This window comes from Leadbettera azotonutricia ZAS-9 (assembly GCF_000214355.1).
GTDB classification, from domain to species: domain Bacteria; phylum Spirochaetota; class Spirochaetia; order Treponematales; family Breznakiellaceae; genus Leadbettera; species Leadbettera azotonutricia.
This window is the reverse complement of record NC_015577.1, coordinates 1,348,266-1,363,455: the sequence shown is the minus strand read 5'-3', so window position 1 is coordinate 1,363,455 and position 15,190 is coordinate 1,348,266. Positions and strand designations below refer to the sequence as shown.

Below are 15,190 nucleotides of genomic sequence, written 5' to 3'. Positions count from 1 at the left end.
ATCTTTTATCAATGGTTTGGGTATCGGAATGCGGGCCAAACTCATTCTGATATTTTTAGTAATAAAAGTAATACCTTTGATAGCCCTCACCATTATAGCCTGGACACAGTCCCAGAATTTGGGAAATGAACTGAAACGCAGCGCTGAAGAATTAAAGGAAAAGGCCAACATTGCCCTGGTGCGCCTTGGGGATCTGGCGGTTGAAGACTCTGTAGCTGCCCTAAACAATTCGGCCACTGAACAGATAGAACGCACCAGTACCGATTTAGCGCGGCAGATTGCGGATTTTCTTTACGCAAGGGACGACGACATACTCTATGCTGCAGGGCTTGAACCAAACGACGCTTTATACCGTCATTTTCTGGATCATAAACTTGGGGTACTGGTGAAGCAGCGCGAATGGGTGCTTTCGGAAGACAAAAAAACCTGGGTTCCTGCGGAAGATCTGCAAACAGGTTCTTATTCTGCATCATCAAATACCGAGAACGATACCAACTATCGCAACACCCCCCGGATACTTTGGGAAACCAAAGACAGTCCTCTATACCATGAAATGACTTACGTTGATTTGAATGGAAATGAAATTATAAAAATTACCACTTCGAACCTCATGGATAAAACAAAAAAGAACATCTCCATAAAGCAGAATACTTTTGTAAAAGCGGAAAATTATTTTGAAGAATTAAAAAAATTGAAACCCGGCGAAATTTATGTTTCCGATGTGATAGGCGCCTATGTGGGATCTCACCTCATAGGCATGTATAACCCTGAAAATGTTGCGGCCAGAAAGTTAAACTGGCAGCCCGAGGAAGAAGCTTATGCGGGACAGGAAAACCCCACCGGCAAACGGTTCAGGGGCATAGTACGCTGGGCTGCGCCGGTAATGCGTAACGGCAGGATTTCCGGCTACGTTACCCTCGCCCTCGACCACGATCATATTATGGAATTTGTGGATCATGTTACCCCAATGAACGAACGCTATGTGGAAATGCCCAGCGCTTTCGAGGGCAACTATGCCTTTATCTGGGATTATAAGTGCCGCAGTATTTGCCATCCCCGCCATCATTCCATCGTAGGGTTTGATCCGGAAACCGGGGACCCCCAGGTACCCTGGCTGGAAGACAAGATCTACAACGCATGGAAAGCCAGCGGCATAGAAAAATGGGACGACTTTGTAGAACGAACCAACTGGCCCATTTTCGACGAGCAGTCCAGAACAAAAAAACCTGCGCCTGAATTAACCGCCGCAGGTTTTGTCGGCCTTGACGGCCGCTACCTCAACAATGCTCCCCAGTGCACAGGCTGGATGGATCTAACCGCCGAAGGAGGCTCGGGTTCTTTCCTTATACTCTGGAGCGGAATCTGGAAGCCCAATACTGCGGCTACCATCCCCTATTATACGGGCAATTACGGAAACACGAAACGGGGCTTCGGATTTGTAGCCATAGGCGCAGGGCTTGAAGATTTCCAGCGGCCTGCCCTGGAGACCAAGGCCATACTCGACCGGGTTAACGCCGAGACTAACCAGGAACTCTTAAGGGCCACTAACGACAGCTCCAGGGCCATTTCTTCCAATCTCTTGTCTACAACCATTAAGCTTGTCATATCCGCTGGTTTCATGATACTTCTCGTGGTTCTTATCGCTGTCTGGATGGCCTCGTCTTTGACGGGGAGTATTACGAACCTCAACCGGGGGATTTCCCGCTTCCGTTCGGGAGAGCGGCAATTCCGTTTCCATGCGCCGGTAAAAGATGAGATAGGCACCCTGGCAGACTCATTTGATGAAATGGCCGACAGTCTTGTAGAAGCCGACAGGGGTCCTCTGGTAATTACCAATAAGGATCTGGTCATTATCTATGTCAATGAGTTAAGTCTTGCTGTTATGGGCAAAGAGCGTGAAGAAGTAGTAGGTCTGTACTATTACGATTATTCTGTGTATCCTATTCATTCCGAATATGATCCTATAACAGCCTTAGAGGGAAGCAGGGAATCGGAAATTATCTTTTTTGCTCCCCATAATTGTTACTATAAAGGCGAGGCTACCTACCTTACCGATAAAGAAGGAAAAAAGATCGGTTACATTATTACCACTACTGATGTAACTGAATTAATACAACAGCAGCAGCAAACCGCAGAACAAAAGAATCTTCTGGAATCCATCTTCTCGGCATCTCCCGATCTCATCTGGTACCAGGATACCAAAGGCAAGCTGTTGGCAGCCAACCCCCGTTATGCCTCGTTAAGCGGCATAGCATCCACCGAAATAGCGGGCAAGAATGAAAAAGAAATAGTACCCTGCCTTCTTCTTGAGGCTTTCCAGGAAAACAACAGAAAGGTTATGGAAACAGGCAAACCTTTCTACATTGAGCAGCGCCTGGTATTTGCGGACGGGCATAAGGAAATTCTCGATACTGTCCTTACACCGGTCTTTGATAATACCGGCGTACTGGCAGGCATACTGGGATTCGGCCGTGATGTTTCTACCAGGGTACTCATCGAAGAAGAACTCCGCCATACCCAGGAAGAGCTTGAAAAAGCCGTGGCCGATGCCAACAGGGCCAATGAACATAAGGGCGATTTCCTCGCCAGGATGAGCCACGAGATACGCACCCCCATGAATGCCATCATAGGCATGACAGGCATTGTTAAAAAGAAAATATCAGAACCGGAACCCAACCCAATAGAGATACTTGCAAACATAGGCCAGATAGAAACCTCGTCCCAGCATCTTCTGGGCCTTCTTAACGACATATTGGATATTTCCAAAATTGAAGCAGGCAAAATAGAGCTTTCTGACGAGCTTCTGGATCTCCCCAAACTGATTAGCACTGTTACTACTATTATTAAACCCCGGTGCAATGATAAAAATATTACCTTTACAGTTAATGCGGATATTGAAGAACCCGCTTTCTTTATCGGCGATTCATTAAGGCTCCGGCAGGTACTTATAAATCTTTTGGGGAACTCGGTTAAGTTCACTCCCGAGATGGGCAGAATTGAATTCAACGTTTCTATAAAGGAACGCAAAGACGGCAAAGCGCTGCTGGCCTTTTCGGTAAGGGACACAGGAATAGGAATATCCGAAGAAGCTATAAAAAACCTCTTTAAGCCCTTTGAACAGACTTCCAATCAAATTTCGCAAAGGTACGGCGGAACAGGCCTTGGGCTTGCCATTTCGAAGAGCATAATCCAGCTCTTTGGCGGAAACATTACCGTAGAAAGCAAAGTCGGCGAAGGAAGCGTCTTTAGCTTTGAAATCCGGCTTCCCGAGGCAAAACCCGAAGAAGAAATAAAGATTGCCATTACCGATATTGAAGGGAAACTTAAAGAAAAGCGCGCCCTCATTGTAGACGATGTTGATATCAACAGGCTTATCGCAGTAAACATGCTCGAATATACAGGAATATTAATTGAGGAAGCCGCAGACGGTATTGAAGCCCTGGAAGCTTTTAAAGCTTCGCCGCCGAATTATTTTGATATCATCTACATGGATGTGCAGATGCCCAACATGAACGGCTACGAATCTTCCATGGCGATACGAAAGCTGGACAGGGAAGATGCAAAAAGCGTGGCTATCGTAGCCTTGACTGCGAATGCTTTTAAGGAAGACATAGACAAAGCCATTGCATCGGGAATGAACTCCCACCTTGCCAAGCCTTTGGAAATGGATAAATTGTTGGAAGTTACCTTTAAACTCTTGAAATAAGCAGGAAGGAAAATATGGGGGAAGCCGGGGAAATGGAAAGCCTGCCTGAAATTTTGGCAGGAATCATGGACAGTGCCGAAATTGTAGACCTTTCATATACCCTGGAATCAGGCATGCCCGCATGGCCCACCCAGGCGCGTTACGGTTCAGTAGTATACGAAAGCTACGATTCGGGGAATGCGGCACTGCACTCCATGATTGTCATGTCGGAGCATACGGGCACCCATATCGATGCGCCAAAGCATTTTATTCCCCATGCCTGTCCCATTGACGAGCTTCCCGTTAAAACCGTTATGGGCCGGGGCGTGCGCATTGATGCCCTGAATCTGCCCGCAAGAGGGCTCTTCGATGAAAACGCGGTAAAGGCATTCGAGCAGAAAAACGGTGAAATCAACAAAGGCGATATTGTCATGTTCCGTTTTGGCTGGGATGATAAATATCGCATACAGCCCAATTCGGCTGAATATCTAAAAGACTGGCCCGGAATTTCAAAAGGCTGCGCGGAATATTTGGCAGAAAAAGGAATCAAAGCTGCGGGCTGCGACTGCCTTGCCATCGACGCCTTTGGAAGCGCCGACGAAGCCCATTATGTGCTATTAGGCAAAGGCATACCCATTATAGAAAACATCAAAAACCTTAAAGTCCTGCCTGTTTTCTTTTATGTTATAGGACTGCCCAACAAATTCAAGGGCGGCTCAGGATCGCCCATCAGGCTCATCGCTATAACAGGGAAAAAAGCGTAAGCTTGATAGCAATGCTTATCTCTCCGCCTTCTTTTCGAAGTGGGAGAATTCCATGGTAAAGGTTGCGCGTCCCTGGCTTACCGAACGGAGTGAAGTCATAAAACCGAACATCTTTGCCATGGGCGCCTGGGCCTTTACTTCGTCGCCCCCAGGTTTGGAATCCATGCTCAATACCTGGCCGCCCCTCTGGGTAACCAGGCTGATTACATCCCCCACAAATTCCTTGGGCGCGACAAGATCCACCGCCATGATGGGTTCAAGGAGTATGGGGGCGGCATTCCTGCAGGCCTCGTCAAAACCAAGGCTGGCGCAGGCTTCAAAGGCGAACTCGGTACCGGTAAGCTCAGAGTAAACGGCATTGACAACAGTTACACCAATGTCTATGCAGGGGTAGCCCAGGGCTATGCCCGACTGGAACGCGCCGTTGACGCCCCTCTCCACAGCATCCTTGATTTCGTCGGGGATAGCGGAATTTTTTACTGCCCAGGCAAAGTTGTTTCCCTGGCCCCGCTCCCGGGGTTCAATTCTGAGGGTAAGGGAAGCGGCGTTTTCTTTGCCTGCCACAACCTTGGAGAAAGTTTCGGTTCTTTCAACAGCAGTACTGATTGACTCGCGGTAAGTAACCTGGGGATTCCCCACCCTGGCGCCTACACTGTATTCCTTGATGATGCGGGTTACCAGGACATCCAGGTGGAGTTCACCCATGCCCGAAATAATGAGCTGCCCTGTTTCATCGTCTTCCCTTGCGGTGAAGGTTGGATCTTCTTTGGAAAGGAGGGCAAGTATCTCCTTGAGCTTTTCCTGTTCCGAAAGGTTTTTCGGCTCCATGGAAACAGAGATGACAGGCTCGGGAAACTGCATCTTTTCGAGCAGCACGGGCCAGCCTTCGCTGCCTATGGTGTCCCCGGTCTGGGCGAGCTTCAAGCCTATGATGACCCCGATGTCCCCTGCCTGGAGTGAGTCCATGGGCTCGGACTTGTTGGAGTGCATACGGAGAATTCGGTTTGCCCGTTCCCGCTTTTTCTTGCCCACATTGAAGACCATGGTGCCAGGCTTGATCGAGCCGGAATACATGCGCGCATAACAGAGGCTTCCCGCCTCGCGATCATTCTGGATCTTGAAAACCAGGCCCAGGGGGATGGCATTGGGATCGCAGGGGATGGTAATGTCTTCATCTTTTTTAAGGTGATGGCCCACAGCGGGCACGGTCTCGTCAGGAGCAGGAAGATAATCCACCACCGCGTCGATGAGGGGCTGGACCCCCATGTTCCTCCGGGAAGCCCCCGCAAATATGGGAAGCACGGCGCGGCTAATAACTGCTTTGCGCAATTCGCTGCGTATCAGCTCGGAGGGAAGCTCCTCGCCGGCCAGGTATTTTTCGGTGACCGCATCGGAAACGCTCGAAAGGGCGTCGATGAGCCTTTCCCGCCACTCTTTGGCAAGGGCTTCCCTTTCTCCCGAAATGGGGGTGATGTCCATTTCTTCGCCATCCGTAGCAGAATCCCAGCGTATCTCCTTCATTTCGATGAGATCTATGACGCCTTCAAAATTGTTTTCTTTACCCAGAGGGATCTGGACAGCCACAGGATTGGCTGCAAGCTTGGCCCTGATATCATCCAGGACCGGGAAAAAATCGGCCCCCACCCTGTCCATTTTATTTACATAGCCTATGCAGGGGACTTTATAATGCTCAGCCTGGCGCCACACGGTTTCGGTCTGAGGCTCCACGCCATGGACAGCGTCGAAGATTGCGATGGCCCCGTCGAGGACCCTTAAGGAACGCTCGACCTCGGCGGTAAAATCCACATGGCCGGGGGTATCGATAATATTGATCTGGTATTGGGGCAGCTTTGCAGCATCGATATTTTCACCTTTAATGCCCAGGCGTTTCCAATAGGTAGTGGTGGCGGCGCTTTGTATAGTGATGCCCCTTTCCTGCTCCTGCTCCATCCAATCCATGATGGCTTCGCCATCGTCCACTTCGCCTATGCGGTGGCTCTTCCCGGTATAATAGAGGATACGTTCCGTGGTTGTGGTTTTCCCTGCATCAATATGAGCCATGATGCCGATGTTCCGCATAGTCTTAAGCATTAAAAAACTCCTTATTAAGCAGCTTTTCATTATAAACATAAATTATCATGGACAAAAGGGGGCTTCCCATGCTAAATTTATTCAAGAACAGGAGATACACATAAATGGAAAAAACCCTCTCTTATGTGATGGTGACCCCTTATACCATTGCCAAGAGCAGGACAGGGGGCGTTATATCCCGGCTCCTATCCCGTTTGGATTTGGAACTGGTCGGCGCCCAGATGATTGCGCCGGATGCAGAATTTGCCCGGGAATACGCAGCTTCCCTGCGAAGCCAGAACCAGGAAAACCTGAACAGCGGTGCGGATCTCTTATCCGATTACATCATCAGAAGCTTAAGCCCTTCGGGCGGAAGGCGGCACCGTACCCTGATCCTCATCTTCAGGGGCGAAAACGCCTGCCGCAAGCTCTCGGACATCTGCGGCGCCCTCTTCCCCGAAAACCGCAGCATAGAATCCATCAACGGCGAAACCATCAGGGATACCTATGCCGACCTTATTTTTTCCCCGGATAACCCGAAAGAAATCATCTATTTTGAACCCGCGGTCCTTACTCCAAGGCAGCAGGTGCTGGCCGACGAAAACCTGGAACTCTTTTCCCGTTATCTCCTCAAAAACAACGAAAACATCATCAAGAATATGAATTACCCGGAGCCTTCGAAGATTGAACGCACCCTGGTGATTCTCAAGCCGGACAACTGGAAATATGCTTCATCCAAGCCCGGAACCATTATCGATATGTTTTCCAGAACCGGCCTGCGCATAGTGGGCATCAAAGTGCACCGTTTTTCCATGCACCAGGCCCTGGAATTTTACGGACCCGTGGAGGGCGGCTTAAAAGAAAAACTGGCCCCTCTTTTCGGCCAAAAGGCCAGGGAAATTCTGGAAAAAGAATTCCAGGTTCCCCTGGACAAAAAAGTCGAAAATGCCCTGGCTGAAAGTTTCGGTATTGAATATGCAGTGGATCAGTTCAGAAAGATAATAGAATTTATGTCCGGCTGCCGCCCCGGCGTCTGTCCCCCTGAAGACGCAGACAAAAGCGGACCGGTTATGTGCATGATCCTGGTCTACGAAGGCGAAGACGCCATTTCAAAAATCCGGGATGTCCTTGGCCCCACAGATCCCCTCAAAGCGCCGGGCGGCACTATACGCCGCGAATTCGGCTCCAGCATAATGGTCAACACCGCCCATGCCTCAGACTCCCAGGACAGCTACGAACGGGAAAAGAAAATCGTCTGCCTGGAGCAAAACCCCCTTGGGGAGATAATAGGAGCGTATTTAAAAAACAAATAAGCCCCTGGGCTTTATACAACCATGCTATTCATCGTAATATAAATCGTCCCCCTCCGGCGGGGGGATGATTTCCAGCAATTCAACTTCGAAGATAAGGGTCGCATTGGGCGGGATGGCGCTGCCTGCGCCCTGGGCGCCATACGCAAGGCGCGAAGGGATGTAGAGGCGGCTTTTGCCCCCTTCTTTCATGAGGAGGAGGCCCTCGCTCCAGCCGGAGATGACCCCGTCCAGGGGGAATTCCACAGGCTCGCCCCGGTCATAGGAACTATCAAAGATAACCCCGTCCAGGAGGGCGCCCCGGTAGTGGACGCGCACAAAGTCGGACAGCTCCGGCTGGGCGCCTGTACCTTCTGTAAGCACTTCATATTGGAGGCCAGACACAGTAGTCTTGACCCCGGGCTTTATGGAATTCTCGGCAAAAAAACGCACTTCCTGCTCGCGGTTGTACTCGGCTTGTTTGGCCATGGCAGCCCTGAAGGCGGTCTGCACTTTTTCTACAGCCTGGTCCAGAGTCAAGCGGGTTTCCTGGCCTTCGATGATCTCCCTGAAACCCCGGGTAAAGGCGGCATAATTAAAATCCAACCCTGCCTGCTTGAGGTCAGAGCCAATGGCCATGCCGAAAGCATAACTCATGTCGGATTTTTCAGTCCCCCTTGCAGCCTCGTCGGCAATGCCTTCGGCATAAACAGAGCCAAGCGCCGCAATATGCAAGGCAGCCATCAAAAGCAGGAGGGCGCGAATTGGATTCTTCATTTACTTAACCACCGCCAAAAGCTCGACCTTGAAGATAAGGGTAGAATTGGGAGGGATGGGCCCACCCCCTTGAGAACCGTAAGCCAGATCCGAAGGGATGAAGAGGCGGTAGGTTGAACCTTCAGCCATAAGCTGGAGACCTTCTGTCCAGCCGGGAATAACCCCATTAAGGGGAAATTCAATGGGCTCGCCCCGGGCGTAAGAAGAATCAAAGACCGTCCCGTCCAGCAGGGTGCCTTCGTAGTCCACCCTCACCTCGTCCTGGGCCGTAGGCTTAGCGCCGGAGCCTTCGGTTATGACCTCATATTGAAGGCCCGTAGAAGTAGTAACGATGCCGGGCTTCGTGCCGTTCTCGGCAAGGAAAGCCAAGCCTTCGTCAAGGTTTTTGGCACCCAGCTCCTGGTTCTTGACCTCTTCCCTGGCGGTTACCTGGTCAAAGACAGCCTGTATCTTTGGTATAGCATCATCCATGGAAAATTTTGTCTCTTTGGCTTCAACAAAAGCCTTAAACCCTTCTGAAAAAGAAGGATAATTATAAGTCACATCAGGAATGGTGAATTGGGAAGCAAGGTACATCCCTATTGCATAACTCGTATCCACATCTATTTTTACGACTTCATCCTGGGCGCCGGTCTCATCTCTAGCCGAGATCTGCTCAATGACAGCCTGTATTTTTGATATGCCCTCGTCCAAAGAAAATTTCGGCTCTTCCTTTTCGGTAGTTGCTTTAAACCCTTCCGAAAAGGACTTGTACTCATAACTCACATTAGGAAGGGTGAATTGGGAAGCAAGGTACATCCCTATGGCATAACTCGTGTCTTTGTCTATTTTTAAAACATTCTCCTGAGCAGAGGCTTCTTTTTTGCAGCCTCCAAGGAGTACTAAAAAAGCAAAAAAGGATAAAAACAGCGCGGCATATTTATTGGTTTTCATCCTTTCAATATAGACATTATTTGATGAGAGGGCAAGACACCTGACAGCGCAGACATCCCGCCGCCTGCCTAAATGCCCTCAGGCACAAAGCGGTAGCCTGAACCATCCGCCTTCACCGTGCCTATGGCAGGATAGGTCAGGTGCATGCCCGCGATAGGGATACTGTTCTTGACCACATAATCCAGGATCTTCCTGCGGACCTCCGCTGCCATTTTGGGATCAGTGTCATAGGTCACAGAAATGTCCGGAAGGGGGAATTGTATGCCCTGCACGTGCATGAGGTCCCCCCAGATAAGGAGCTTTTTCCCCGAAGACTCGATAAGGAAAGCCGTATGCCCTGGGGTATGCCCAAAGGCCGCCATGGCGGAAATACCGGGGAGAATTTCAGCAAGGGTGGTCCCCAGTTCGCGGGGAAGGAAGGTCTCGACCTTGCCGCTGTAGGCTTCGAGGGCAGCAACAGCCCCCTGGTTCACATTGGTTTTGGTCCAGAAATCCCGCTCCTGCTGGGCCAGGTACACTTTCGCCCTGGGGAAAAGGGCCTTGCCGTCTTTCTGCATGCCCCCGATGTGATCCCCGTGCATGTGGGTAAGAAGCACCGCGTCCACCTGGCCGGGATCGACTCCCAGCTTCTTCATGGAGTCAAAGATGGCCCCGCCAAAGCCCGTGTCTATTACCACGTTTTTGCCCTGCCCCCTTATAAGGACGGTGTTGGTTTCAGATTGATAGGCGCCGCCGGGAAGGTATTTATCCAGGGCGGCCTTATCGGCATCTATGAGTATGCCCGGTCTCCCCTGCCCCCGGTTCTCCACCAGCATATACACATCGAAAGCTCCGACTTTATAGGAAAAAACCGCATCGCCTTCAGCGCCAAAAACGCCCGAAGCCATGGCGCCGAAAAGTATTCCGCAAAGCATTCTGTTTTGCATAAATCCCCCTTGCAACAACCGTATTATATCTTTTTATGGGGCTATGCAAAAGGGCTGGAATTGTACATCATTTCATATATATGAAATTCTTTAATGACATCTACCGGCCTGATGCAAAGGTGGCCAGGTTTCTGAGTGTCCTTGTGCTCTCGGGGATAGCTTATGGCTTGTACAGGGGCATTCAGGATAACTATCTTGCGGAAATTGTCCATATCAGCCCTTTTGAACGGGGCATTGTGGAATTCTTCAGGGAAATCCCGGGACTCCTGGTGGTGATAATCCTGGCCCTGATGTACCGTTTTTCCGACAGCCGCATTTTCAAGATAGGCTCCGCCCTCATGGCGGCGGGCCTCGTGGGGCTCCTCCTTTCCAGCGTCAACTTTGTGGGCGTCAAGTTTGTAGTGGTGATCTTCATGGTGGTTTTCAGCTCGGGCGAGCACATCATCATGCCTGTGAAAACCACCCTTACCCTGGACCTTGCAAAACGGGAAAAATCAGGCGCGGCTCTGGGCCTCTCGGGCGCCATTGGCCAGCTGGGGAATATCGCCGGCTATGTGATCGTAACAGGCCTTTTTTATATCATGTCCCGCATCGGATTTAAGCGCAATGATATTATGCAGTTCAGGATAATTTTTGCCGCTGCCACAGCCCTTATGACTGCCGCAGTATTGGTGTCATTGGCCTTGCAGGAAACCACTTTAAAATCCCAAAGGCGCCGTTTCTACTTCGCAAAAAAATTCACCAAATTCTACATGCTCGAAGTTTTCTACGGCGCCCGGAAACAGATCTTTATTACCTTTGCGCCTTATGTGCTGATTCTCCAATACGGCGCCGATACTTCCATCATCGCCATGCTCCTGGGCATCTGCGCTGTTTTCGGCTTCTTCCTGAACCCCCTGGTAGGCCGCATCATCGACAGGCTGGGCTACAAAGTGGTCATGGTCTGCGACACCCTCATCCTTATCGTTGTCTGCCTCCTTTACGGATTTTCCCACCGTCTCTTTCCGCCGCATATCGCATTCATAGTGGTATGCGTCAATTATATATTGGATTCGATAATTTCCATGGCCAGCATGGCAAGCAACATTTACGTGCAGCGCATAGCTTCGAGCCAGGAGGAAATCACCGCCACCCTCTCCACAGGTATCTCGGTCAACCACGTGATAAGCATATTCATCGCCCTTATGGGAGGATGGATATGGAAGGTCACGGGGATTGAAGTGCTCTTCTCACTCTCGGCGTTTTTGGGACTGCTGAACAGCGTTTACGCGGCCACGATCAATGTGGAGAAGGAAGAGGTTAAAACGCCGAGCGGGACATAGGACGCTTATTTCACAAATATCGAAAAACCTTTTCCATGATTTGGACTGTATGTAAGGTTTGTCGCTGCGCTGTTTTTCCATACTTTGGCTACCGGTGTGCCATTGTCGCCGAATTCATATCCCGTCACATATACATCGCCGTCCAATACATAAACCGAGTTGGCCTCAGCGCCATGTGGGCTGTCGGCAAGGCTTGTCGCTTCGCCGTTTTTCCATACTGTGGCTATGTACGTGATGCCGTCTGATTCAACTCCTGCCGCATATACATCGTCGCCCGATACATAAACCGAGTTAACCCAGGCATCGTCTGTGCCATTTGTAAGGTTTGTTGGGACGCCGTTTTTCCATACCTTGGCTACGTAAACGCTGCCGTTGTATTCAGCTCCTGCCGCATAGACATCGCTGCCCGATACATAAACCGAGTTGGCTTGAGCATAGCTTGTGCCATCTGTAAGGCTTGTCGCTGTGCCGTTTTTCCATACTTTGGCTGTATTGCCATCGTATCCTGACGCATACACATCGCCGCCGGATACGTAAATTGAAACGGCCTCGGCATCAACTGTGCCGCTGGTAAGGTTTGTTGCTACTCCGTTCCTCCATACTTTGGCTGTATTGCCATCGTATCCTGCCGCATATACATCGCTGCCGGACACGTAAACTGAAGCGGCATTAGCATATTTTGTGCCGTCGGTAAGGCGTGTCGCTACGCCGTTTTTCCATACTTTGGCTACCTTGCTATCATGTCCTGCCGCATATACATCGTTGCCGGACACGTATACCGAGTTGGCATTAGCCTCATTTGCGCCATCGGTAAGGTTTATTACTGTGCCGTTTTTCCATATCTTGGCCGCAGAATTGCTGCCCCGATAATTTCCTGCCACATATACATCGCCGCCTTCCACGTATACCGAATACGCATCAGCAGGGGTTGCGCTAAGGCTTGTTGGCAGGCCGTTTTTCCATACTGTGGCTACTGGCATGCCGCTGTCGCTGTATTCGCTTCCTGCCACATATACATCTTCGCCCGATACGTATACCGAGTAGACCTCAACATAGCTTGTACCGGTGGTAAGGTTTATTGCTCCGTTGTTTTTCCATACTTTGGCTATGTGAGTGTTGCCGTTGGATTCAACTCCTGTTGCATATACATCGCTGCCGGACACGTAAATCGAAGCGGCATTGGCATAGCCTGCGCCGTCGGTAAGGCTTGTCGCTATTCCGTTTTTCCATATTGTGGCTATTTTGCCATCATATCCTGCCGCATATACATCGTCGCCGGACACGTAAATCGAAGAGGCCTCAGCGGAATTTATGCCATCGGTAAGGTCTGTTGCCACTCCGTTTTTCCATACTGTGGCTATTTTGCCATCGTATCCTGCCGCATATACATCGCTGCCGGACACGTAAATCGAAGCGGCATTGGCATAGCTTGCGCCATCGGTAATGCTTGTCGCTACGCCGTTTTTCCATATTGTGGCTATAGTGTCATCGTATCCTGACGCATATACATCGTTGCCGGACACGTAAACCGAAGAGGCATTGGCATAGCTCGCGCCGTCGGTAAGGTTTGTCGCTACGCCGTTTTTCCATACTTTGGCTATTGACATACTCCTGCCGTTGTTTTCCCTTCCTGCCGCATACACATCGCCATCCGATACGTAAATCGAGTTAGCCCAGGCAGCGTTTGTGCCATCGGTAAGGTTTGTTACCATGCCGTTTTTCCATACTTTAGCTCCAAAGTCGCCGCTGGTTTCATGCCCTGCCACATATACATCAGGAGTTAATGGCAGATCAGAGGGACTGTTCCCACCGCATACTGCGAGGGTCATAAGAAACACTAGCGCCATAACGCTTACCGACAGGATAGTTCTAAAAAGATTTTTTTTCATAGATGCTCCTATTGTAAATACACATGATGAATTAAATATAAGCATTTCATTTGAAACTAGCAAATTTTTCTTTTGAAAAAAGGCAACTTTTGCCTCCCATTCATTATCAATAGCGTAAATTTTTTTGCTTTTTTGTATTTTTTTTCAAAAAAGTATTTCCGATGGGATAAAAAATTATTATATTATATGTATGCTATCCGGGCCCGGAAAGCAAAAGGACAAACATCTTGTCAACAAAATTAGTTGCAGAAATGGCGGGCAACCCCGCCGGGATCAAGACGGATCTCAAGGGAACCGAAAAAACATCGGACCTTGAAGTAACCAACAGCAGAAAAACGTCAAAGGGTGCGATCAGCACCGAAACGGTGGAAAAGATTGCTGCCAGCTTAACCGAGGCCATGGGCCTGGTGGCAAAGTCCAGCAACACCTTTACCCCCCACGACAGGATACGCCTGGTTGGGGCGGGGATCAAAAACTGGGGCTTTATCCAAACGGCCTTTAGCCATGCGGTGGCAAACCCTCAATTTGTGCCGGCCTTTCTGGATATGGATCAGTTTAAAAATGCCGTTGACGATTTCGAACGCAAGCGGATATTGCTGACCCTGATTCAGCAATTCACCAAAATCATCTCCGACAGCATGCTTAACGACAGTGACGAGGCCTATCACGATGGAATTGAGTATTACAACTATGTCAGAGAAGCAGCCCGTCAAAGAGTTCCAGGCGCAGAAGCAGAGTATAAAGCGCTGAAGCCCTACTTCAAACGGAACAAACGCGCCGCGATGAACAGCGCCAACCCCAACCAGGCCGAATTCAGGAACATCGCCGAAGGATAAGCTCCTTCCGCTGCTCACAGAAAAGTAAAACAAGGGGAGACCTGTGCAAGCCCAAAAAGACTTGCCCAAGCCTCCCCTTTCTATTAGCTCAATTCACCCCTGCCAACTTATACCAACCCATAAAATCCCTAAACAGATGCATAAAGACACTATACAGGTCCTTAAATCATTCCAAGGGATCATAAAATTCATGAACCGGATCTTGAAAATTAGCATAATGCATCTTAACCCAGGCAACAGGTAGTGGCCGCCACTAAACGGATCATGAAAAATAGGCAAATGGTAACGGCTTTAAACAAACGGATCTTAAAAAGAGGCAACGAAAATAGGATGTAAATCGTTTAAGGTTCTAATTTACTCAAAAACATATCCAGAGTTTCTGGAAGGCTATCCCAATCAACAACCCCGCGGCAAGCCGCGAGGTATGTTGTTCTCTTAAGGAATTGGACTCGGGGCTTAATACCTTTTTAACCGCCCCAAGGGGCGGGGTATTAACCCCCTCGCCACGAATAAAGGCCAGTATCTTTATTGTAAAGCAGCTTATACGTGTTGGACAATAGAAATCTATCCATAAGTTCCGCATTCTGGATAATTCATTCGCAGCACCACCCTGTTCGCGGACAAAAAGAGGATAAGCTTATACTTTTGCGCCAATACCACAAATTGATCTCTGGAAAGGCCGCATGCATTCCTCTAAAA

At 49.6% G+C, this 15,190-nt stretch carries 10 protein-coding genes; 5 read left to right on the top strand and 5 right to left on the bottom strand.

What is annotated here, in order from left to right; translation table 11 throughout:
- The first annotated feature begins 28 nt into the window (after nt 1-28).
- Both TREAZ_RS05835 and TREAZ_RS05830 read left to right on the top strand, forming a co-directional pair.
- A complete protein-coding gene (locus TREAZ_RS05835) occupies nt 29-3,706 on the top strand; it encodes an ATP-binding protein (protein ID WP_245535097.1) in 3,678 nt (1,225 codons plus the stop codon).
- A 14-nt stretch (nt 3,707-3,720) separates the two neighbouring features.
- The gene (locus TREAZ_RS05830; protein ID WP_015710893.1) at nt 3,721-4,449 is read left to right on the top strand and encodes a cyclase family protein; all 729 of its coding nucleotides are present in this window, start codon (nt 3,721-3,723) and stop codon (nt 4,447-4,449) included.
- A 15-nt stretch (nt 4,450-4,464) separates the two neighbouring features.
- Here TREAZ_RS05830 and fusA read toward each other — a convergent pair whose 3' ends face one another.
- A complete protein-coding gene (gene fusA, locus TREAZ_RS05825; RefSeq protein ID WP_015710892.1) occupies nt 4,465-6,540 on the bottom strand; it encodes an elongation factor G in 2,076 nt (691 codons plus the stop codon).
- A gap of 104 nt (nt 6,541-6,644) precedes the next feature.
- Between fusA and TREAZ_RS05820 the strand changes: the two genes are divergently transcribed.
- Nucleotides 6,645-7,832 carry a nucleoside-diphosphate kinase gene (locus tag TREAZ_RS05820; RefSeq protein WP_015710891.1) on the top strand — a complete coding sequence of 396 codons (1,188 nt, stop codon included), beginning with the start codon at nt 6,645-6,647 and terminating at the stop codon, nt 7,830-7,832.
- 24 nt (nt 7,833-7,856) lie between these two features.
- Here the strand turns inward: TREAZ_RS05820 and bamJ (TREAZ_RS18415) are convergent, their stop codons facing one another.
- From bamJ (TREAZ_RS18415) to TREAZ_RS05805, 3 genes are all read right to left on the bottom strand, one after another.
- Nucleotides 7,857-8,585 carry a BamJ family beta-barrel-assembly machinery protein gene (bamJ, locus tag TREAZ_RS18415; RefSeq protein WP_015710890.1) on the bottom strand — a complete coding sequence of 243 codons (729 nt, stop codon included), beginning with the start codon at nt 8,583-8,585 and terminating at the stop codon, nt 7,857-7,859.
- Nucleotides 8,586-9,518, bottom strand: a complete 933-nt coding sequence (bamJ, locus tag TREAZ_RS05810) for a BamJ family beta-barrel-assembly machinery protein (RefSeq protein ID WP_015710889.1) — start codon at nt 9,516-9,518, stop codon at nt 8,586-8,588.
- 68 nt (nt 9,519-9,586) lie between these two features.
- Entirely contained in the window at nt 9,587-10,444 is an 858-nt protein-coding gene (locus TREAZ_RS05805) for an MBL fold metallo-hydrolase (protein WP_015710888.1), read from the bottom strand.
- Between the two features lie 80 nt (nt 10,445-10,524).
- On the opposite strand from TREAZ_RS05805, the gene TREAZ_RS05800 reads away from it, so the two are divergent.
- Nucleotides 10,525-11,766, top strand: a complete 1,242-nt coding sequence (locus TREAZ_RS05800) for an MFS transporter (protein ID WP_043922920.1) — start codon at nt 10,525-10,527, stop codon at nt 11,764-11,766.
- Nucleotides 11,767-11,771: 5 nt separating this feature from the next.
- Here the strand turns inward: TREAZ_RS05800 and TREAZ_RS05795 are convergent, their stop codons facing one another.
- Nucleotides 11,772-13,655: a hypothetical protein gene (locus TREAZ_RS05795; protein ID WP_015710886.1), complete on the bottom strand. Its 1,884-nt coding sequence runs from the start codon at nt 13,653-13,655 to the stop codon at nt 11,772-11,774.
- Between the two features lie 227 nt (nt 13,656-13,882).
- Between TREAZ_RS05795 and TREAZ_RS05790 the strand changes: the two genes are divergently transcribed.
- The gene (locus TREAZ_RS05790; RefSeq protein ID WP_015710884.1) at nt 13,883-14,491 is read left to right on the top strand and encodes a hypothetical protein; all 609 of its coding nucleotides are present in this window, start codon (nt 13,883-13,885) and stop codon (nt 14,489-14,491) included.
- Nucleotides 14,492-15,190: the final 699 nt, after the last annotated feature.